A 20,427-nucleotide genomic window follows, 5' to 3' on the forward strand; every position below is an offset into this window, starting at 1 on the left:
GGGACACACTCCGTCGCCGCCCCGCCCGCCCGCCCCGGCACCGGACCGGGGGCACCACGGCGGCCTGGGCGACGCGTCGCCGGAGCCCGGCTCACCCCTGCGTCACCGCTTTGTACACCGCGGCCGCCGCCTCCACGGCGTCGTCCTCGGTGGGCAGCACCGCCGCCGCCCGGCGCGAGCGCGACCGCAGGTCCTCGGCCAGCCCTGGCTCGTCCAGCACACGGCCCACCGCCGCGGCGAAGGCGCCAGGATCGCCCGGCGGCACCATCAGCACCGTCCCGGTGTACAGGTCGGGGATACCGCCCACGCGCGTGGAGACCACGGGCAGGCCGGCCCGCAGAGCCTCCATGATCACCAGCGAGGGCCCCTCCCACTGGCTGGTCAGGCAGAACACGTCCGCCGCCGCCAGCAGATCGGCCACGTCCGAGCGGTGCCCGAGCATGCGCACGTCCCCGCTCAGCTCGGCGGCCGTGTCGTGCAGCTCTCCCCACAGCGGCCCGTCCCCCGCGATCGCGACCACCGGCTCGGGGCTGCGGTCGGCGATCAGGGGCACCGCCGCCAACAGGGTGTCCAGACCCTTCTGCGGCGCCAGGCGGGCGATGGTCAGCACCAGCGGCCGCTCCGGGAGCACGCCCAGGTCGGCCCTGGTCGCCTCCCGGCCGTTGAACGGCGTGCCCGTGGACGGGGCCGCGACCACGGCCATCCGCGCGTCACGGGCCCCGGCCGCGCGCAGACGGCGCACCAGGTCCCCCGACACCCCCAGGACCACCTCGGCCCGGTGGGCCACCACGCGCTCCAGCACCGGATAGGCCGCCGCGAGCGGCCCGTGCAGCGCGGGCGGGGCGTTGTGCGCGGTCACCACCAGCGGCGTCAGCCCGGCCAGCGCGCACAGCGCCCCCGCCCGCAGGCCGTGCGCGTGGACCAGGTCAGCGCCGCGGACCAGGGCGCGCAACCGCATGACGACCCCCGGGTCCGACCACGACGGGGAGGGCCCGATCGGCACCGGCGAGAAGCGCATCCCCTCCCGCGTGAAGCCGAACTCCCGCTCGGCCGAGGCCGGGCCCAGCACGGCCACCCGCATCCCCCGGCGGACCAGCCCCGCGCCCAGCGAGCGCACGTGTCGGCCCACACCCCCGGTACTGCTCCCCACGACCAGCGCGATCCTGCCGTTCACCGCTTCCCCCTTCGACTGTCGAGTGCACTCCTGGCCCGGCCGACCACCGCGCGGACCGCCGAGCGGTCCACCAGGGCGGCGACCACCGCGTAGGCGGCCAGCGCCACCGTCCCCGCCGCCACCGCGGTCCCCAGGGTCGGCCACACCCCGCTGACGAGCGGGTCCGGGACCAGGGCCCACCCCGCGCACCATCCCACGCCCCCTCCGACCGCCGCGGCCCCCAGGGACCGCGGCAGCCCGCCCAGAGCGGCCCGCCCGTGCACGCGGACCACGGCCGTGCAGAGCAGGGCCGCGGCCAGGCTCAGACCGATCGTGCTCCCCGCCCCCAGGGCCGCGATCGACCAGTCCGGCGGACTCGCCCACACCAGTACCACCGCACACACCATCACCACCAGCCACCCGACCACCTGTGCCAGGGCGGCGGGCCGACCGTGATGCGAGGCGAACAGGACCCGGCTCAGCAGGGCCACGAGGCCGAAACCCACCACCCCGGGCGCGTAGACCGGCAGGGCACGCGCCAGCGGCAGCGCGTCCTGCTGGGCGAAGACGGCGGCCACCGGCCCCGCGGCCGCGGCCAGGGCGGTGGCGAGCCCGGCCGTGACCACCACGCAGGCCCGCGCCGACCCCGAGACCAGAGCCGCGAACCGGAGCCGGTCGTGCTCGGCGTGCGCGACCGACAGCGCGGTGAAGGCGCTCGTGGCGATGGGCACGGCGATCACGCCGTAGGGCAGGGTGAACAGCGCCCACGCGTAGGTGTAGAGCACGGCCGCCCCGGCGCCACCGCCCCAGTTCGCCAGCGCCACCGACAGCAGCAGGCTCACCTGCATGGCCACCAGCGGCAGCAGCGACGCGGCGGCCAGGGCCCGGACCCGCTCCCCCACCCCTGGGGGGAAGGCCAGGCGCGGACGCGGACGGATCCGTAGCCGGGCGGCGGGCCCCAGCACCGTGAGGAAGAGCGCGGACACCCCCAGCGTCGTGCCCACAGACAGCGTCAGCTCCGCGGCGGTCGACAGGCCGCCGACGTCCGTGCGGTGGTCGGCGCCCAGGGGCACGAACGCCAGGTAGGCGGCGATCACCACGAGGCTCGACACCAGGGGCGCCAGCGCGGGGGCCAGGTAGCGGCGGTGGGACTGCAGCACGCCGTAGAGCACCGCGGCCAGGCCGTAGAAGACCACCTGTGGAGCGAACACCACCAGCATGCGCGCGGCCAGCGCGAGCAGCGCGGCGCGGTCGCAGCCGGTGCCCTGGCCGAGCATGAGGGACATCGCGGGCACTGATACCAGGGCGATCAGGGCCGACAGCGGTACCGCGAGCACCAGCACCCAGGTGACCAGGGCCGACACCGTCCAGCGCACCTGTTCGTGGTCGCCCCGGTGCACGGCCGCGGCGAGCACCGGCACCACCACGGCGGTCAGGGCGCCGCCGATGACGATCTCGAACAGCACCGCGGGCAACTGGTTGGCGGTGACGTAGGCGGTGCCCAGACAGGTGTCGCCCACGGTCTGGGAGAAGACCACGGTCCGGCCGAACCCCGCCAGGCGGGCCCCGACGGTGACCACCGCGATGAGCACCGCCGCCGCGCCGACCCCCCGTGTCACTCCGCGACCGGGCCGGGGGCCGGGCTCACCCGCCACCGCCCTCGGCGGACGCCTCCGACGCGGGACCGCCGTCGCCTCGCCCGCCGACGCCCCCGACGGGCACCTCAGGCGCGATCGCGCGGTCACCTCGCCCGCCGGTCGAGTCCTGGTCGTGGGCCTGCTCCGCCGGTCCACCCTGAGTAGGCACGTCCGGCGCGGCCCCGCCGTCACTCCGCACGCCGGTCGAGTCCTGTTGGCGGGTCCGATCCGCACGCCCGTCCGGCGCGGGCCCGTCCTGACGCCGTTCCCCAACGCCTACGGACGTGTCGGACGCGGCCCCGCCGGGACCCTGCCCGCCGGTCGACCCCTGGTCGAGGGCCTGATCCGCACGCCCACCCGGAGCGGGCACGTCCGGCGCGAGCCTGCCCCACTGGTCGAGTCGGCGCAGGGCCGGGACACGGTCGATGCACCGGGAGAAGCTGACGCGCTCGCTGGCCAGGGTCAGCGCCACGGCGCCGCCCAACAGCGCCACCCGCAGCGGACGCGGCGCGCGGGCGACCGCGGCCACGCCCAGAGCCGCCCCCAGCGCGTTGGCCCCGGTGTCGCCCAGCATCGAGCGCTCGGCGAGGTCGTCGGGCAGCAGTGCGGCGGCGGCGCCCACGACGGGCCCCAGCAGGGGCGCGGCGGGCGAGGCCAGCGCGGGGGCGGCGGCGATCAGGCACACCTTGGCCGCCCGGCCCGGACGCAGGTCGAAGAGGTTGACGAGGTTCGCGCCGGCCGCGATGAGGGCGCCGTCCAGGACCGTGTCCAGGAACGGGCGGCGCAGGAGCGCGGCGGCGGCCACCCCGGTGGCACCGATGCCCAGGACCTTGACCGCGCCGGTGGTCACCCGCCCCTGGGCCAGCGCACCGAGGTGGCCGCGCAGCCCGCGAGCCCGGACGGACCCGGCCAGGTCGTCATAGGCGCCGAAGGCGGCGGCCCCGGCGGCGGCCAGCGCACTGGCCGCCCGCACCCGCGGGGCCAGGCCCGGCACGCACAGACTGGCGGCGCACACGGCCGAGGCCAGGGCGGGCCCCTCCTGGAGGGTGACCGTGCGCCCGCGGAAGTTGGTCCGGAGCCAGCGGTCCCGACCCCCGGACGGCACGGACGCGGCCCCCGGCCCCGTGGGTTCCGCTCGCTCCGGTTCCGTCCCGGGCCGGGTGAGCAGGGTGTAGGCGGCCCTGGCGGCGACGGCGCCCAGAGCGGCGCCCGCCAGACCCTGCAGGGCGTACCGCCGCCGGTCGCCGACCCGGCCCCGACTCGGTCGGGCCGTCCCGGCGCGCGGCAGCCGGATCGCGTGCTCGAACACGGCCTCACTCCCCGCCCGTGGCCCGGCGGGCCTCGTTGTCGGGCCGCTCGGAGGCCTCGCCGTCCCCGTCAGAGCCCTCCGAGCCGTCCGAGCGCGGACCGGGCAGCGGGGAGGGCAGGAAGGCCTCCACGCCCTCGCCCACGCCGTAGGCCGCCCCGTCGCCCTCCAGGGCGTCGGCCAGGGCCAGCACGGTGACGATGTCGCCCATCGGCCGCCCCGCCACGTCCACGGTCGCGTAGGCCGGTTCGTGCACACGCACCTGCGCGATCAGCCCCTGCCCCTGGCCCGAGCGCGGGTCCCCGGCCAGGACGGTGGGGCCCACCTCCTCGCGCAGGGTCCCGGCGACCGTGGCCACCACGGTGTTGGTCCGCTCCGGGTCGCCCTCGACACCGTCGACGACCGGCGCCACCACCAGGACGGCGTCCGCGGCCTCCGCCGGGTCGCCCTCCACTGTGAGCAGGTCGGCCTCGGAGTAGGCGGACAGGACCGCGGCGGGGTCAGTCCGGTCCCCGTCCTCGGAGCCCTCCTCGTCGTCGGACTCGCGGCCGTCCCCGTCCCCGCCGTCCCCGTCGTCCTCGGAGTCCTCGTCACCGCCGGTCCGCGCCAGCGCCCCGCCGATCAGCGTCGCGGACCTGACGTAGGCCCCGCCCGACATCTCCTCGGCCTCGGCCGAGACCTGCACCGCGAGCTCGTCGACGAACGCCGCGTTGGCCTCGGCGGGGAACTCCTCGGTGAAGGAGATCCGGCCCACGACCTCGCCCCCGGCGTCCTCGACCCGCGTGGACAGGGCCGCGGCCATGTCCGCGTCCGCGCCCGGGGCGACCACCACGGCCACACCCAGACCGCGCAGCCGGTCCTCCAGCAGGTCCTCCGCCGCCGCCTCGGACAGGTCGTCGGCCCCGTCGTTGACCCGTTCGGCGGCGTCGCGCTCCAGACGCAGCTCCTCGCTCTGTCCGCGCAGGTCGGCCGTCTCCGACTGCAGGGTGTTGAGCAGCGGGTCCTGGAGCATGGTCGTGCCCAGCGCCAGGCCCACGGTCAGGGCCAGGAACACCGCGATGATGGACACCAGGTGGTAGCGGAAATCGATCACGTCAACAGCCCCGTCAACCAGTAGGAGAACGCGTCCCAGCGCGCCGCGAGAAACGTGAGGTAGACCTGCCCGGCCGGTGAGCTGTAGGCGGCGACGACGATGGTGAACAGGGACGCGGCCACCAGCACCAGCAGCGCCCACGGCGAGATCCGGGAGCGGTACAGGCGGCTCACCCCCTTGGCGTCCACGAGCTTGCCGCCCACCCGCAGCCGGGTGAGGAAGGTGCTGGCCATACCGGACCGGCCCTTGTCGAGGAACTCCTCCAACGTGGCGTGCGTACCCACCGCCACGATCAGGGCGGCGCCCGAGCCGTCGGCGAGCATCATCGCCACGTCCTCGCTCGTGCCGGTCGCGGGAAAGACCACCGCGGTGTGGCCCAGGGCGGTCAGCCGCGGCAGCCCGGGCGCCCGCCCGTCGCGGTAGGCGTGCACGACCAGCTCCGCGCCGCTGGTCAGCGCCTGGTCGGAGACCGAGTCGAAGTCGCCGACGATGATGTCGGGACGGTACCCGGCCTCCATCACGGCGTCGGCGCCCCCGTCCACGGCGACGATGACCGGGTGGAACTCGCGGATGTAGGGCCGCAGCGCGACCAGGTCCTCGCGGTAGTGGTAGCCGCGCACGACGATGAGGACGTGGCGGCCCTCCATGTCGGTCTCGATGGAGGGGATGCCGATCCCGTCCAGCAGCAGATCGCGCTCGCGCTGCAGGTAGGCCATCGTGTTGGCGGCGAAGGCCTCCAACTGGGCGGCCAGCCCCGCCCGGGCCTCGGTCATGGCCGAGGCCACGGACTCGGGCGTCTGGGGGCGGCCGAGCGCCAGCAGCTCGTCGCCGCGGTAGAGGCCGCCGCCGTCCAGCCGGAGGCGCTCGCCGTCGCGGACCCGGGTGAAGACCTCGGCGTCGACCTCGTCCACCAGGGGGATGCCCGCCTCCACCAGCAGCTGCGGCCCCTGGTTGGGGTAACGGCCACTGATACTGGGCGCGACGTTGAGCACCGCCGCCACACCGCAGTCGACCAGGGCCTCGGCACTGACCCGGTCCAGATCGACATGGTCGATGACCGCGACGTCGCCGGGCCGCAGCCGCTTGGTCAGGTTCTTGGTGCGGCGGTCCGAGCGGACGGGGGCGACCAGCCCGGAGGGAGCGTCCGCCCGAGTGCGGCGGAACCGCATGACTGTGGCGCTGAGCGCGTCCGATACCTTCATCGCAGGAATACTGTCAGAACTCAACTACGGTGAGTCACAACACCTGGTCGGTCGGCGTGTTAGAACTCTTTGGCCGCCGAGCGGCGCCCACGCCCCACGGGCCCGGCAGGCGTGCGCGACGGCCTTCCGGTACCACTACCCACTGCCGCCCCACTCCTACACCCGCCACCGGCCCGCGCGGAGGCCGCCGCTCAGGCCGCGGGGTAGGCGCGCTCGGGGTCGGCGTTGCTGAGCAGCTCCTCGGCGTGGGCGCGGCCGAGTTCGGAGTCCTCCAGCCCGGCGAGCATCCGGGACAGCTCCCGCACCCGCCCGCCCCGGTCCAGACGGACCACACCGCTCTCGGTGACCAGGCCCTCGGTGGACTTCTCCACCACCAGGTGGGTGTCGGCGAACGCCGCGACCTGCGGCAGGTGGGTGACCACGATGACCTGGGCCCGCTGGGCCAGCCGGGCCAGGCGCCGGCCGATCTCCACGGCCGCCTTGCCGCCCACCCCGGCGTCGACCTCGTCGAAGACGAACGTGGGAACGGGGTCGGCCCCGGCGAAGACGACCTCGATGGCCAGCATCACCCGCGAGAGCTCACCGCCCGAGGCGCCCTTGTGCAGGGCCAGCGGCGGAGAACTGGGATGGGGCGCCAGCAGCAGCTCCACCTCGTCGCGGCCGTGCTGGCCGAACTCCTCCCCCGTCTGGATGCGCACGCTGACCCGGGCGTGCGGCATCGCCAGCGCCGTCAGCTCCTCGGTGACCGCCGATCCGAACCGCTCGGCCGCCTCGGTCCGGATCCGGGTGAGCTCATGGGCGCAGGCCTCCAGCCGCTCGTGCAGGTCCTCGGCCTCGACCCGCAGGGACTCGATGCGCTCGTCGTCCCCCTCCAGGTTGGCCAACCGCTTGGCGGCGTTCTCCGCCCAGGCCAGCACGTCGTCGGTGGTCGCCCCGTACTTGCGCGAGAGCTGGGTCAGCAGCGCGCGGCGCTCCTGCACGGCCGCCAGTCGCGCCGGGTCGGCGTCCACCGACTCGGCGTAGGAGGCCAGCTCCGTGGCGGCGTCGGTGAGGATGTAGGACGCCTCGTCCAACCGGTCGCCGATCGAGGCCAGCTCGGGATCGTGCTCCCGCACCGCGGACACGGCCTGGCGCGCCGCCGACAGCAGGGCGGCCACGTCGACCTCCACGTCCGAGGCGGGGTCCCCGGCCAGCGCCTCGTGGGCGGTGGTGGCGGCGACCCGCAGGCCGTCGGCGTGCGCCAGGCGGGTCTCCTCCGCCAACAGCTCGGCGTCCTCACCGGGCTGGGGCTCGGCCGCGGTGATCTCCTCCACCCCGAAACGGAGCATGTCCGCCTCCTGCGTGCGCTCGCGCGCCCGCTCCACCAGCTCCTCCAGCTCCGCCGTCACCTCCCGGTGGCGGCGGTAGGCCGCGGAGTACTGCTTCAGCGCCTTGTGCAGGGCCTCCCCCGCGAAGCGGTCCAGCGCCGAGCGCTGGCGGTCGGTGCGCAGCAGGCGCTGCTGGTCGGACTGGCCGTGCACGGCCACGAGGTCGTCGGCGAGATAGGCCAGCAGGCTGACCGGGGCCGAGCGCCCGCCCATGGTGGCACGCGAACGGCCCTCGGCCGAGACCGCGCGGGTCAGGATGAGGACGTCGTCCTCGATGTCGCCGCCGGCGTCCAGCACACGGGTCGCCACACGGCCGCCGTCGGGGACGGTCAGGCGGCCCTCGACGATCGCGCGCCCGGCGCCGGGGCGGACCCGCTGGGGGTCCGCGCGCCCGCCGAAGAGCAGTCCCAGACCGGTCACGACCATGGTCTTTCCCGCACCGGTCTCGCCGGTGACGACGGTCAGCCCCGGTGACAACTCCAGTACGGCGTCGTCAATGACTCCGAGTCCCTTGATGCGGACTTCTTCGAGCACCGGTCCCTCTCCTGATCGTCGACACCACTAGCGTTCACCCGCGCGCACGCACGCGGACGCGGCCCGGTGGGACTCTCGGTCCCGGTCACCGGCCCTGTTCGACCCTCCCGCGCCAGCCGGCGACCGGCAGGCCGAACTTGGCCACCAGCCGGTCGGTGAACGGCGCCCGGTGCAGCCGGGCGAGCCGGACCGGCGTATCGGCACGGGTGATCTCGATTCGTGCCCCTGCGGGCAATTCGACCATACGTCGTCCATCGCACCAGAGCACGCCCGGCGCCGTGTCGGGCAGGACCTCCAGCGCCACCGTGGCGTGCGGCCCCACGACCAGGGGCCGGGCGAACAGGGCGTGCGCGCTGAGCGGCACGACCATCAGCGCCTCCACGTCCGGCCAGACCACGGGACCGCCCGCGGAGAAGGCGTGCGCGGTCGAACCCGTGGGGGTCGCGCACACCACACCGTCGCAGGCCCACCGCGACAGCGGACGCCCGTCGATCTCCAGGACGGCCTCGACGATGCGCCGCGACTCGCCCTTCTCCAGGGTGGCCTCGTTCAGCGCCCAGGTGCGCACCGTGGGCGTGCCCTCGGCGCGGCCCCCGTTGAAGACGGCCACGTCGAGGGTCATGCGCTCCTCGACGTCGTAGTCCCGGTCCACGACACTGCGCACGGTCGCGCCCAGGTCCTCGCGTTCGGCCTCGGCGAGGAAGCCCACGTGGCCCAGGTTCACACCGAGCAGGGGCGCCCCCGCCGGCCGGGCGAGCTCGGCGGCCCGCAGCAGCGTGCCGTCCCCGCCCAGGACCATGACCAGCTCGACACCCTCGGCGGCGTCGGCCGGCTCGACCGCCTCGACGGGGGACAGAGCACACCCCGCGGCCGCCAGCTCCTCGACCTCGCCCTTGAGCATGCGCACGGTGAGCCCGGCCCGGGTCAGGCTCCTGTGGACCAGATCGGCGCTGCGCAGGGCCGCGGGCCGACCGGTGTGCGCCAGCAGAAGGACACTGCGTCCGCTGGTCATCGCCGTCCCCTTACGTTCACTCCCCCGGGCGGGGGAGCCTGAATGCTGACCGGGAAGCCTCGCGCTCACCCGGCCGGGTCACGTTACCGGACACCCCGGACACGCCGCCACGCTCGCCAGGGCACGGTCCGCGGGCCCTCACACTGCCGCGCGACGGGCGGCGCCCACGGAAGGCGCCCTAACGCGGCCCCTCCTCGATGGCGCGGGTCAGCGCGTCGGGGTCCAGCGGCGGCGCGCCGGCGCGCATCCACAGGAAGTACTCGACGTTGCCCGAGGGCCCCGGGAGCGGACTGGCCGTCACGCCGACGGTGCCCAGCCCCAGGGTGAGCGCGTGCGCGGCGACCTCGGCCACGGCCTCGGCGCGCAGCGCGGGCTCACGGACCACACCCCCCGCGCCGACCCGCTGCTTGCCGACCTCGAACTGGGGTTTGACCATGAGGACGAAGTCGGCGTCGGGCGCCACGCACTCCTTCAGGGGGCGCAGGACCAGCTTGAGGGAGATGAACGACAGGTCGCCCACGACGAGGCCGGGATACGGCTCACCGATCTGCTCAGGGGTGAGCTCGCGGACGTTGACGCGTTCCATGACCCGGACCCGGTCGTTGCTGCGCAGCGCCCAGGCCAACTGGCCGTAGCCCACGTCCACGGCCGTGACGTGCGCGGCGCCGCGGCGCAGCAGCACGTCCGTGAAACCGCCGGTGGAGGCGCCCGCGTCCAGGGCCCGGCGGCCGGACACGTCCAGGGAGAAGGCGTCGAGGGCCCCGATGAGCTTGTGGGCACCGCGCGAGACGTAGGAGGGCTCGTCCGCGGGGGTGCGCACGACGATGGGCTGGTCGGTGCCGACCTGGGTCGCGGCCTTGGACGCGATGATCCCGGCGACGCGGACGAATCCGCTCTCGATGATCTCGGCCGCGTGGCCCCGTGAGCGTGCGTGACCGCGGCGGACCAGTTCCGCGTCGAGCCGAGTTCGTTTTGCCATGGTTACCAAGGATATCGGGGTTGGTGGGCACCGCGGGTGGTCAGGAGCTCTGCGCGCCGCCCGGTCCGAGCGCACCCAGCACACCGGACAACTCCTGGTGCAGGGAGTCGAAGACCTCGACGTGCTCGGCCGTGGGCCGCGCGTCCAGCTCGGCCAACCGCTCCCGGGTGCTGTGGAGTGTCTGCTCGGCCAATCGCGCGGCCTCGTCCTCGGCGTCCATGGTCTCCCCGTGATCGTGCTCTGCTGGACTCTACTTCTTCGTCGGGCCCTTGCCGGTTGACCCCTTGGCCTCGGTGGTGCGCTTGGGGGCCGAGCGGGCCCGGGCGGACTTGGTGGTCGTGCGCGGCTTGCTGCGCGAGGTGGTCTTGCGGGCCGTGGCCGCGCCCTCGGCCCCCTTGGCCCCCACGCCCTTGGCCCCGGTGGCCGCCGCCTCCGGCTCGCTCCCGGACTCCTTCTCTGCCCCGTTCCCGGCGGCGGGTGCGGCGTCCTCGTCGGCGTCCTCCGTGGCGGAGTCGGTGGCGGTATCGGTGGCCGGGTCAGTGGACGCCCCGGATCCACCGGCCACGGCGGCGGCGCCCGGAGCGGGGTCCTCGGACTCGTCGGCCGACGCCTCGGGCTCGGCCGCGTCGGCTCGCCCGCCCGTCCGCGCGTCCGCGACCGACGCCCCGCCGAGCACCGTGCCCGCGGTGGCGGCGACCACCGGGACCTCGTTCAGCGGAACCCGGTCGGCCATGTGCCGCGCGGCCAGGCGCCGTTCGAGTTCGGCCACCCGGCGGACCACGCGCTCGTACTCGGTGCGCGGCACGATGTCCATCCGCTCCAGCTGGTGCGCGACCTCCGAACGGACCAGGTCGGCGATGGCCGTCCGGTTCGCCTCGTTGGTCGCGATGAGCTCCCCGGCCAGAGCCTGGATGCTCTGCCCCACCCGGGCGGGCATCGCCTCCTGGTCGGCGGCGGGAGCGGCCGGGGCCGCGGGCCGGCCGCTGGCCTTCAACAGCGCCTTGGCCGCCGCGACGGCCTCCTTGCGGGACAGCTCTGTGAGGCCGCTGGTGGCATCGGAATAGGTGCGTACCGCGTCGACGACCATGATCACGTGCTCCTTGATGGGACGCAGGAGAGGAAGGAAGGGCGCAGCAAGGGAGGGGCCACTACGCAGTGGGGGGTTCAGGAGCCAACGCTACCGGTCCGAGGCGCCTGTGACACGCGAACCCCGAAGGGCACCCCATTCGTCCCGGTTGCCCCGCCCACGACCGGACCCGCCCGCCGGATTAGGGCATGATGTTGCCCATGAGCAGTATCGACGCCTGCCTCGCCGGGATCGCCAAGGTGAACGAACGCATCCTCGAACAGCCCGAGCAGGAGCGCCGCAAGCACATCCGCGAGCGTTCGGTGCGTGTGCGCGTGCCCGACCTGGACACGGTCTTCGACATGCGCCTGACCCAGGACGGGCTGGTCGACGTCACCCACCGCCCCGACGACGAGGCCGCGCCCCGCGCCCAGGTCGTCGTCACCGTGGACAGCGACGACCTGGTCGACCTGGCCGAGGACCGCATGGACTACGCCAGGGCGCTCTTCACCCGCCGGGTCAGGGTGGACGCCAGCGTCAGCGATCTGCTGCGCATGCGCAAGCTGATCTGAGCCCGCCGCCCCGGCCCGTGCCCGGGCGACGGCTCCACTCCTCCGGGTAGTTTGCTGTGATGCCACGCCAACCACTCGAACTGGCGCCCTTCCGCGGCCTGCGCTACACCGACCTGGACATCGACCGCGTCCTGGACTCCGGCGAACTGGAGGTCGCCAACCTCCTGGCTCCCCCCTACGACATCCCCGGGCCCGAGGCGACCATGGAGCTGCTGCGCTCGGACCCCCACAACGCCGCCTACCTCACCGTCCCCTACCAGCTCAACCTCACGATGCCGGGCAGCTGCGGCGGGTCGCCGGCACGCTTCATCTACGAGAAGGCCGCCGCGAGGCTGCGCTCCTGGATCGACGACGGCGTCCTGGCCCAGGACGAGGCCCCCGCGCTCTACGTCTACGAACAGGTCACCGCCGAAGGTGACCACCAGCGCGGACTCATCGGGGCCCTGCGCCTGCCGGAGAACGGATCCGGCCCGGTCCGCGGCCACGAGAGCGTGAGCCAGGGACCGGTGCTCGACCGGATGTGGCTGATGCGCGCCACCCGCGCCAACCTCGAACCGATCTTCCTGCTGTACCGGGGCGGGGACGGCGCCGCCACCCGCGCCACCGAGTCCGCCGAGCACCACGGCGACCTGCTGGTCGACACCCGCACCTCCGACGGAACCGCGCACCGCCTGTGGGCGCTGCCGTCGACGGCCGAGCACGCGCGGATCGGCGCCGACCTGGCCGGGCGAACGGCACTCATCGCCGACGGCCACCACCGCTACGAGGCCTACCGCACCGTCCGCGAGCACGACCGCGACCCCGGCTGGGAGTACGGCCTGGCCTTCCTGGTGGACAGCGAGGCCCACCCGCCGCGCCTCGGCGCGATCCACCGGGTGCTGCCCGGACTCGACACCACCGCGGCGATCGCGACCCTCCAGGGGATCGCCACCGTGGACGAGATCGGGTCCGGCGCCCCGCGCCCACCGGAGTCGGCGCCCGCGCCCTCACTCGTGCTGGTCGCTCCCGACGGCACGGCGCACCTGGCCCACACCTTCGACGAGGCCGCCCTGGAGCGGGCCATGCCCTCCCGTTCGACCGACTGGCGCCACCTGCCCACGGCGATCCTGCGGGAGGTCCTGCTACCCCGGTGGGGCTACGCCGACGACCGCCGGATCCGGATGGTGCACGACGATCCCGACGAAGCCGTCCGCACCGCCGCGGAGACCGACGGTACGGCCGTGCTCGTGCCGCCGATGAGCGTGGAGCACGTGTACTCGATCGTCGACCGCGGAGAGCTCACCCCGCGCAAGTCCACCTCCTTCGGCCCCAAACCGCGGTCCGGCCTGGTCATGCGCGTCCTCGACCAGCCCTGACCGCCGGACACGACATCCGACGGCGTGCACGTCCACCCCGCGCGGGACCGGCTGCCCCGCCACCGACGCGGCACCGGCCACCACCACGAGGAGGACCGCACGGCCGCTCTGGGGCAGGCACCACCACGCCGCGTACCGGCCGTGGCCGAGACATGCGCCCCATTCCGGCGACCGGCACGGGACCGCCGATCCCTCCGCCCCGGCCCGTGTCCGGTCCCGGACTCGGCAGCCGGACGTGCGACGCGGCGCACACCCGCTACCCGGTACCGGCGTCGGCCGCCGGGAGGTGCGAGCAATAGCCTGGAGAGCGACCACGTCCGCCACGCGAAAGTGGGCCCGCCGCCATGTCGCTGCTCGCCGCCGACCGCCCGCTCAACGAGCTCTACGACGCGATGCTCCTGGACCTGGACGGGGTGGTCTACATCGGCCCGAGTGCCGTCCCCGCGGCACCGGAGGCGGTGGGCAAGGCGCGGGCCGCGGGCGCGCGCGTGGCGTTCGTGACCAACAACGCGGGCCGCACGCCCGCACGGATCGCCGAATTCCTGACCCAACTGGGCGTGGCGGCCTCCCCCGAGGACGTGGTGACCTCCGCCGAGGCCGCCGCCCGACTGGTCAGCACACGCTTCCCGTCGGGCTCGGACGTGCTCGTGGTGGGCGACACCGGACTCCGCCAGGCGGTCCGCCGCATGGGCCTGAACCCGGTCACGGTGGCCACCGCGTCGGTGGTGGCCGTCGTGCAGGGCTACACACCGCGCATCACGCGGGACCTGCTCGATCAGGGCGCGCTCGCGGTCGCACGCGGCGCCTTCTACGTGGCGAGCAACGCCGACGCCACCGCGCCCTCCGAACTGGGCATCACCCCGGCCAACGGCTCGTTCGTCCGGGTGATCGCCCACGCGACGGGAGTGGAGCCGGTGGTGGCGGGCAAGCCCATGCGTCCCCTGCACGAGGAGGGCATGCTGCGCACGGGCGCCCGCAACCCGCTGATCGTCGGAGACCGGTTGGACACCGACATCGAGGGCGCCACCACCCACGGCGCCGCCGGCATGCTCGTGCTGTCCGGGGTGGCCACGCCCGCGGACGCGCTGGCGGCCCCCGCGCACCAGCGCCCCCGCTTCCTGGCGTGGGACGTGTCGGGGATGAACGAGACGCACCCGGCCGTACCGGTCGAGGGGCCCCGCGCCCACTGCCGGGGATGGACCGCGACGGCCGTGGACGGCACAGTGCGGGTGGAGGGCTCCGGCGATCGGCTCGACGGACTGCGCGCCCTGTGCGCGGCGGTGTGGGCGCACCCCTCGGTGGATCCGACCGGCCCGTCCGCACGCGCGGCGCTCGCCCGGCTGGGCTGGTGACTCCGACCCGCTCACCGGTGCGCCGTCCCGCGCCGGGGCCGGGCGGCGCGGACCAGTGCCGCGTCGGCCACCTCCACCTCGTGCACGCTGCGCACACCGTCGTACCCACGCCAGGTGCGGCGCCTGAGCGACCCTGACATCCGCACCACGTCGCCGACGCGCCACTCCCGTACCTCGTCGTGGATCCGAGCGTCGAAGCTGACGCACGTGATGGAGTCGATCCGCCTCCCCCGGAACCGGGTGTCCGGCGGCCGGGACACACAGATCCGCCAGGTCGCCAGCCGGTCGCCGCTGGGCAGATCTCGGACGGCCGGTTCAGCCGTCACCCGGCCCACCAGCACGATCTCGTTGAGATGCCCGTCCTCGGGCTCCGCCGCACACTCGGATGCGGTCACGCCCACGGACTCCGCCGTGACGGGCTCCTTCGGCCCCGACGTCTCCGCCGGTTCGGATACGACCGCCTCCTGGACGGTCCGGGACCTCGACGGCGCCACGACCGTCGCGGACCCTGCGGACCCGTCGGCCGTCGTGGTCGTCCCGGACGCGGTGGTCCCGCCGGTCGTGGACTTGCTCGGCGCCCTCCGCGCCGCCCCGGCTCCCGAGGACCGCGGTGGCTTCGCGCGCCCGGGTGGGCCCACCGCGCCGGGTGCCCCGGTGACGTCGGCGGCCGGTGCCCGGCCGGGCGCTTGCGCCGCGCCCGGGACGCCCGCCGTGCCGGGCGCGCTCCCCGTGGGGGCGTCCTCACCGCCGGGAGCGGTCGTGGCCCCGCCCGAGCGACCGGACCGGCCGCTCGGGCGGGACGCGCGGGTGCGCCGGGACGGGCGGGCACCCGCGGATTCGGCGGCCGGCTCCGGCGGACTCGACCGTGCGCCCCGCGCGGAGGCCGCCTTCGCCCGGCGCGCCGGGGCGACGGGTTCGGGCGTCGGGTGGGAGTCCTCGGGAGTCGCTGCGGTGGTGTGCTGCATGTGCGTGGGCCCTCCAGGGCTCGGGGAGCGGCAGATCTGGCACACCGCGCGGAGAGGGCACGGATCCGAGCCGTGGGTGGAGGGCGTGTGCGCTGATTCCAGGATCATCGGGAGCCGCCGGAAGGACAAGGCCGATCTTCCGGCTGTGGACAACGACGGCGCCCCCGACTCCACCTGTGCGAACACCGGTGTCCTAGAGTCGGATTCGGTCACCCGGTGACCGGCGGACGACCGAGGAAGACAGGGGTGCTGACAGTGCACGACGACGTGGACGTAAGCCGTCTGCCCGAGGGAATCACCCCTCTTGGCGACGAGATCTTCGCCATCGACACCATGCTCGCGGGATACGCGGGCGTCGTGTCCAGCTATCTGGTGCGCTCGGAGCGGCCGTGCCTGATCGAGGTCGGCACCGCCGGTTCGGCGCCGGTCCTGCACGAGGCCGTCACCCGGCTCGGGCTGGCGCCCGAGGACCTCGCGACCATCGTCGTCACGCACATCCACCTCGACCACGCGGGCGGCACCGGCGACATGGCCGCGCTCTTCCCCAACGCCGAGATCGTGGTCCACGAGCGCGGCGCCCGGCACCTCGCCGACCCCAGCCGTCTGATGAGCAGCGCCGCCATGGTGTGGGGCGACCGCCTGGACGTCCTGTTCGGTCGGATGTCGCCCACCGAGGCGGCCAGGATCCGGTCCGTGGCCGAGACCGGGGAGATCGACCTGGGCGCCGGACGCAAGCTGGTGTCGCACTACGCGCCCGGTCACGCCAAGCACCACATGGGCCTGGTCGACACGCTCACCGGCGACCTGTACGTCGGTGACGCCCTGGGCGTGTACAACCCGCTCACCGGTGACGTGCGCCCCGCGACGCCGCCGCCGGACTTCGACCTCGATGCCTGCCTGAGCACCCTGCGCCTGTTCGGCGACATCGACGCCCAGCGCCTGATGTTCTCCCACTTCGGCGCCGTCGACACCGTCGCGGAGACGATCGACCGGGCCGAGTCGGAGCTGCGGCTGTGGGTGGAGACCGTCCGGGAGTCGCACGGCACCCAGGGCGACCTCGACCACGCCGTGGCCATGGTCCGCGACAAGGTGGTCTCCCGGTACGCGCCGCTGCCGGAGGACGCCTCGAAGGACGCCGCGGCGGTGCTGGACATCCTCGCCGGGCCCGAGGCCAACGTGTCGGGCATCATGCACTGGCTGGACCGACTGGCGCAGGAACAGGCCGCGGCGGCCGGGGACACGCGAAAATAGTGTGCGCGGCGCCGGGCACTCACCTAGCCTCGGCGCATGACGATTCAGATCCGTGCCCTGGACCGCGATGACGTCCCCGCCGCCTTCCCCCTCGTCCACGCGGCCTTCCCGAGCATGGTCCTCACCGAGGAGGCGATGCTCTGGCGCCACGACCGCGAACGGACCGACGACGACCGCACGACACTGGTCGCGGTGGACCGGAGCGGCGCGGTGGTCGGCCTCGTCCGCACCCGTCTGCGCCGCCGCGAGGGCGAGGAGCCGTCGGGGATCACGTACCTGATGTCGGTCGATCCGGCCCATCGCGGCACGGGCGTCGAGGACCGCCTCCTGGAGGCCGCCGAACGCGGTCTGGTCGGGGCGGGAGCCGTCACGCTGCGCGTGGCCGCCGCCGACGAGGCGATCCAGCACGGCGGTCCGCAGCTGCGCCGGGTCCTGGAGGAGCACGGATACGAGCAGTCCGAGTCCGACGCCATCCTCGGTGTGGACCTGGCGGACCTCCCCGACGTCCCTCCGGCTCCGCCCGGCTCAGAACTGTGTGCGTGGGCGGAGTACGAGGGCGATCCGCGCACGCTGTACGACATCGACCGGATCACCGGCGAGGACGAGCCCGGGGCGGTCTCCGGAGCGCCCCAGCGCTATGAGGACTGGTACGAGGAGATCTGGCGGCACCCGCTCTCCGACCTCGACGTGAGCCAGGTGCTGCTGTTGGACGGAACGCCGGTGGCGATCTCGTGCTACCTCTCCGACGGCGACACCCGCCTGGAGTCCTCGATGACCGGAACCCTGCGCGAGTACCGGGGGCGCGGCCTGGCCGGCTACGCCAAGGCCGCCGCTCTGCACCGGGCCAGGGATCGCGGCTTCACCCGGGCCTTCACCGGCAACAACCTGGTCAACGAACCGATGCTCGCGATCAACCGGAGTCTGGGGTACCGGACTCTGGGCACGGAGGACCTGTACGTCCGGCCCACGGGATAGGGCGGACGGCGGCACCGGACTACCCGGGGCACCCGTGCGTCCTAGCGCGGCGCCCCGGGCAGTCCGAGGGCCCGGAGCAGATGGGCGTAGACGCCGTCCCGCCAGGACAGGTCGTCGGGCAGGGTGTCGAACGCCCGCACGTCGACGGTCTCGTAGTCGCCCGTGATGGGAGCGAGGGCGCTGACCCGCGCCTGGGTGACGACCGTGACGTGCCCGCTCGACAGGACGTAGTGGCCGACGGTCCGGACCTCGCCGAGGGTGGCGCCGGCCTCTTCGAGGGCCTCCCGGCGCGCGGTGTCCTCGACCGACTCACCGGGCTCGGTGTGCCCGCCCGGGAACTCCCAGGCGCGGTCGCGGTGGCGGACCAGCAGAGGGCGGCCGCCGAGGAAGGTCAGGCACACCACCGACTCGTGGGCGGGCGGCAGGGAGCCCACACGCACGACCGCGCCGCCGAGCGGCACGGGGCCGCCCGACGGCGCGTCATCCGATGCGCTCAGTCCCGTTCCCGGGGAGCGGGTCCGGACTCCGGTCCCTCGTCCTCCTCGGGTTCGGCGGGCTCCTCGGCGTCGGTCCAGACGATGCCGTCCTCGATGTCGATGTCGACCAGTTCCACGCCCTCCAGCGCGGCCAGCCGCTCATCGGCGTCGGTGACGCCCTCGCTGTCCACGGACGAGGCACGCGCGAAGTACTCGCGGGCGTCCTCCTCCCGGCCGAGCTCCTCCAGGACGTCGGCGTAGGCGTAGAACAGGCGGGCCACCCAGGGGCGGGCACGCCGTTCCTTCAGCTCGGGAACCTGGAGTTCGGCCAGGGCCGCCTTGGTGTCACCCATGTCGCGTCGCGCTCCGGCCGCCACGATGCGCAGCTCGATGCGGTCGGCGGGGTCGAGCTGTTCGGCGGCCGGGTCGTGGGCGATCTCCAACGCTCGCTCGGGGCGCCCGAGGCCGCGCTCGCTGTCGGCCATGATGGCCAGGAAGTTGTCCCGACCGCTCATCCGCCGTGCGGCGCGCAGGTCCGAGAGCGCCTCCTGCCACTTGCCGACGGTGTAGGCCGCCACGCCGGAGGCCTCGCGCACGCTGGGCAGCCGGGATGCCTTGCGACGGGCGTAGACGGCGTGCGCGTAGGCGCGCTCGGGGTCCTCGTCGACGAACATGCCGGCGGCCACGATGTGCTTGCCGACGAGTTCGGCCAGCGACTTCGGCAGGGAGTGGAGGTCGCGCTTGGTGTCCGGGTCCACCTGGGAGTAGCTGACGTCGTCCGGCAGCGGCGGGGCGATGTCCGCGGGGTCGCGGTCCTCTCGCGGACGCCGCCTCTCGCGGTCGTCGCGGAAGCCGCCGCCACCGCGACGGTCGTCGCGGCCACGGCCACCCCGGTCATCACGGCCCTGGAAACCCCCGCGGCCGTCGCGGCGGTCGTCCCGCCCGCGAGCCCCGCCCCGGTCGTCGCGGCGGGGGAAGCCCCCGCGGTCGTCCCGCCCCGGGGCCCCACGACGGTCGTCACGGTGGTCGCGGTCGTCACGACCACGGAACCCACCACGCTCGTCGCTGCCACGACTTCCGCCACGGTCGTCACGACGAGGGAAGCCCCCGCGATCATCGCGACCCGGAGCCCCACGACGGTCATCGCGCCGGTCGAAGCCCCCGCGGTCGTCCCTGCCACGACTTCCGCCACGGTCGTCGCGGCGGGGGAAACCGCCGCGATCATCGCGACCGGGAGCCCCGCGACGGTCATCGCGACCGGGGGAGCCCCCGCGGTCATCGCGACGAGCCCCGCCACGGTCGTCCCTGCGGTCGTCCCGACCACGGGGCACACCTCGGTCATCACGGCGGTCGAAGCCGCCGCGGCGCTCATCGCGTCCCCGGTCGTCGCGGAAACCGCCGCCACCGCGACGGTCGTCGCGGCCACGGCCACCACGGTCATCACGACCCTGGTATCCGCCCCGGTCGTCCCGTGCACGCGGCCCGCCACGATCGTCGCGGCGGTCGCGGTCATCTCGACCACGGAACCCACCACGGTCGTCTCGGCCGCGGCCTCGATCGTCTCCGCGGCCCCCGCCGTCTCTGTCAGCGCCGTAGCCGGACCGGGAGCGGGGTGCGTCGCCTCGTCCCCGACCGTCGGGTGCCCCGGAGCGGCCACCGCTACGGTCGTTAGCTCCGGAGTCCTCGCGGTCTCCCGATCGGCTGTCCTCAGTCATCCAACCCGTCCGTCAACATTCAAAAGCGCTGCCACCTTGACTGGGAGCAGCGCGTCATAGTATTCGTCCCCCCAGCTTACGACATGGCGCAGCTCCTCACCGCCACTCCGTCAGTGGGGACTCTCTCCGTAGGGAGGAGGGCGGTTGTCCACAGGTGCGGGTGCGGGCCTGGCACACCACACCCCGCCACCCCCACACTGGAAACCAGGGGGACCCCCGCCCCCCCAACACCCACCCACCACCCACAATTCACAAACGCACAAACCCGGGCACAAAAAAAGGGGAGAAGCCGCCCAACAAGGCGACCCCTCCCCCAAAGAAAAACCGTGGCAGCAACCTACTCTCCCACCCCACCACAGGGCAGTACCATCAGCGCAAGGAGACTTAACGACCGGGTTCGGAATGAGACCGGGTGTG

18 protein-coding genes, 1 rRNA gene and 1 pseudogene are annotated in these 20,427 nt (G+C 74.3%); 6 read left to right on the plus strand and 14 right to left on the minus strand.

The window, feature by feature from the left end:
- Window positions 1-91 precede the first annotated feature (91 nt).
- From ADL05_RS06610 to ADL05_RS06655, 10 genes and pseudogenes are all read right to left on the minus strand, one after another.
- Window positions 92-1,174 carry a glycosyltransferase family 4 protein gene (locus ADL05_RS06610; RefSeq protein ID WP_053615974.1) on the minus strand — a complete coding sequence of 361 codons (1,083 nt, stop codon included), beginning with the start codon at window positions 1,172-1,174 and terminating at the stop codon, window positions 92-94.
- Entirely contained in the window at window positions 1,171-2,772 is a 1,602-nt protein-coding gene (murJ, locus tag ADL05_RS06615) for a murein biosynthesis integral membrane protein MurJ (RefSeq protein ID WP_082376166.1), read from the minus strand. The genes ADL05_RS06610 and murJ overlap by 4 nt, the downstream gene beginning before the upstream one ends.
- 376 nt (window positions 2,773-3,148) lie before the next feature.
- Window positions 3,149-4,015, minus strand: a pseudogene (locus ADL05_RS06620) (hypothetical protein); the annotation flags it as partial.
- A gap of 88 nt (window positions 4,016-4,103) precedes the next feature.
- Complete coding sequence (locus ADL05_RS06625; RefSeq protein WP_053615976.1) at window positions 4,104-5,189, minus strand: copper transporter; 1,086 nt, start codon at window positions 5,187-5,189, stop codon at window positions 4,104-4,106.
- Complete coding sequence (gene steA / locus ADL05_RS06630) at window positions 5,186-6,358, minus strand: putative cytokinetic ring protein SteA (protein WP_053615977.1); 1,173 nt, start codon at window positions 6,356-6,358, stop codon at window positions 5,186-5,188. Before steA ends, ADL05_RS06625 begins: the two co-directional genes overlap by 4 nt.
- Window positions 6,359-6,582: 224 nt before the next feature.
- On the minus strand, window positions 6,583-8,292 hold the full coding sequence (gene recN / locus ADL05_RS06635; RefSeq protein WP_053615978.1) for a DNA repair protein RecN: 1,710 nt from the start codon (window positions 8,290-8,292) through the stop codon (window positions 6,583-6,585).
- Between the two features lie 85 nt (window positions 8,293-8,377).
- Complete coding sequence (locus ADL05_RS06640) at window positions 8,378-9,304, minus strand: NAD kinase (protein WP_053615979.1); 927 nt, start codon at window positions 9,302-9,304, stop codon at window positions 8,378-8,380.
- 178 nt (window positions 9,305-9,482) lie between these two features.
- Entirely contained in the window at window positions 9,483-10,283 is an 801-nt protein-coding gene (locus ADL05_RS06645) for a TlyA family RNA methyltransferase (protein WP_053615980.1), read from the minus strand.
- A 40-nt stretch (window positions 10,284-10,323) separates the two neighbouring features.
- Window positions 10,324-10,503: a hypothetical protein gene (locus ADL05_RS06650; RefSeq protein WP_053615981.1), complete on the minus strand. Its 180-nt coding sequence runs from the start codon at window positions 10,501-10,503 to the stop codon at window positions 10,324-10,326.
- A gap of 30 nt (window positions 10,504-10,533) precedes the next feature.
- Window positions 10,534-11,370: a hypothetical protein gene (locus ADL05_RS06655; RefSeq protein ID WP_053615996.1), complete on the minus strand. Its 837-nt coding sequence runs from the start codon at window positions 11,368-11,370 to the stop codon at window positions 10,534-10,536.
- A 200-nt stretch (window positions 11,371-11,570) separates the two neighbouring features.
- Here ADL05_RS06655 and ADL05_RS06660 point away from each other — a divergent pair, with 200 nt between their 5' ends.
- From ADL05_RS06660 to ADL05_RS06670, 3 genes are all read left to right on the plus strand, one after another.
- A complete protein-coding gene (locus ADL05_RS06660; protein WP_053615982.1) occupies window positions 11,571-11,921 on the plus strand; it encodes an SCP2 sterol-binding domain-containing protein in 351 nt (116 codons plus the stop codon).
- 59 nt (window positions 11,922-11,980) lie between these two features.
- Window positions 11,981-13,276: a DUF1015 family protein gene (locus tag ADL05_RS06665; RefSeq protein ID WP_053615983.1), complete on the plus strand. Its 1,296-nt coding sequence runs from the start codon at window positions 11,981-11,983 to the stop codon at window positions 13,274-13,276.
- Window positions 13,277-13,620: 344 nt separating this feature from the next.
- A complete protein-coding gene (locus ADL05_RS06670) occupies window positions 13,621-14,628 on the plus strand; it encodes an HAD-IIA family hydrolase (protein ID WP_053615984.1) in 1,008 nt (335 codons plus the stop codon).
- An 11-nt stretch (window positions 14,629-14,639) separates the two neighbouring features.
- Here ADL05_RS06670 and ADL05_RS31650 read toward each other — a convergent pair whose 3' ends face one another.
- Entirely contained in the window at window positions 14,640-15,023 is a 384-nt protein-coding gene (locus tag ADL05_RS31650; protein WP_053615997.1) for a single-stranded DNA-binding protein, read from the minus strand.
- 825 nt (window positions 15,024-15,848) lie between these two features.
- On the opposite strand from ADL05_RS31650, the gene ADL05_RS06685 reads away from it, so the two are divergent.
- Window positions 15,849-16,844 (plus strand): MBL fold metallo-hydrolase, encoded by a 996-nt coding sequence (locus tag ADL05_RS06685; protein ID WP_053615998.1) that lies wholly within the window; start codon window positions 15,849-15,851, stop codon window positions 16,842-16,844.
- A gap of 36 nt (window positions 16,845-16,880) precedes the next feature.
- Window positions 16,881-17,819 carry a GNAT family N-acetyltransferase gene (locus ADL05_RS06690; RefSeq protein ID WP_053615986.1) on the plus strand — a complete coding sequence of 313 codons (939 nt, stop codon included), beginning with the start codon at window positions 16,881-16,883 and terminating at the stop codon, window positions 17,817-17,819.
- A 41-nt stretch (window positions 17,820-17,860) separates the two neighbouring features.
- Here the strand turns inward: ADL05_RS06690 and ADL05_RS06695 are convergent, their stop codons facing one another.
- A complete protein-coding gene (locus ADL05_RS06695; RefSeq protein WP_053615999.1) occupies window positions 17,861-18,259 on the minus strand; it encodes an NUDIX domain-containing protein in 399 nt (132 codons plus the stop codon).
- 53 nt (window positions 18,260-18,312) lie between these two features.
- Entirely contained in the window at window positions 18,313-19,053 is a 741-nt protein-coding gene (locus ADL05_RS06700; protein WP_197285712.1) for a M48 family metallopeptidase, read from the minus strand.
- Here ADL05_RS06700 and ADL05_RS06705 point away from each other — a divergent pair.
- Entirely contained in the window at window positions 19,024-20,070 is a 1,047-nt protein-coding gene (locus tag ADL05_RS06705) for a hypothetical protein (protein WP_156365751.1), read from the plus strand. The two genes, ADL05_RS06700 and ADL05_RS06705, sit on opposite strands and share 30 nt — an antisense overlap.
- Before the next feature lie 264 nt (window positions 20,071-20,334).
- Here the strand turns inward: ADL05_RS06705 and rrf are convergent.
- A 5S ribosomal RNA gene (gene rrf, locus ADL05_RS06710) occupies window positions 20,335-20,427 on the minus strand; the annotation flags it as partial.

Source organism: Nocardiopsis sp. NRRL B-16309, assembly GCF_001279585.1.
Taxonomy (GTDB): Bacteria; Actinomycetota; Actinomycetes; order Streptosporangiales; family Streptosporangiaceae; genus Nocardiopsis.

Coding starts and splice junctions, on each gene's coding strand:
- ADL05_RS06650 (WP_053615981.1), bottom strand. CDS start 10,503: ATGGACGCCGAGGACGAGGCCGCGCGATTGGCCGAGCAGACACTCCAC.
- ADL05_RS06655 (WP_053615996.1), bottom strand. CDS start 11,370: ATGGTCGTCGACGCGGTACGCACCTATTCCGATGCCACCAGCGGCCTC.
- ADL05_RS06645 (WP_053615980.1), bottom strand. CDS start 10,283: ATGGCAAAACGAACTCGGCTCGACGCGGAACTGGTCCGCCGCGGTCAC.
- ADL05_RS06640 (WP_053615979.1), bottom strand. CDS start 9,304: ATGACCAGCGGACGCAGTGTCCTTCTGCTGGCGCACACCGGTCGGCCC.
- ADL05_RS06670 (WP_053615984.1), top strand. CDS start 13,621: ATGTCGCTGCTCGCCGCCGACCGCCCGCTCAACGAGCTCTACGACGCG.
- ADL05_RS06665 (WP_053615983.1), top strand. CDS start 11,981: ATGCCACGCCAACCACTCGAACTGGCGCCCTTCCGCGGCCTGCGCTAC.
- ADL05_RS06660 (WP_053615982.1), top strand. CDS start 11,571: ATGAGCAGTATCGACGCCTGCCTCGCCGGGATCGCCAAGGTGAACGAA.
- steA (WP_053615977.1), bottom strand. CDS start 6,358: ATGCGGTTCCGCCGCACTCGGGCGGACGCTCCCTCCGGGCTGGTCGCC.
- ADL05_RS06690 (WP_053615986.1), top strand. CDS start 16,881: ATGACGATTCAGATCCGTGCCCTGGACCGCGATGACGTCCCCGCCGCC.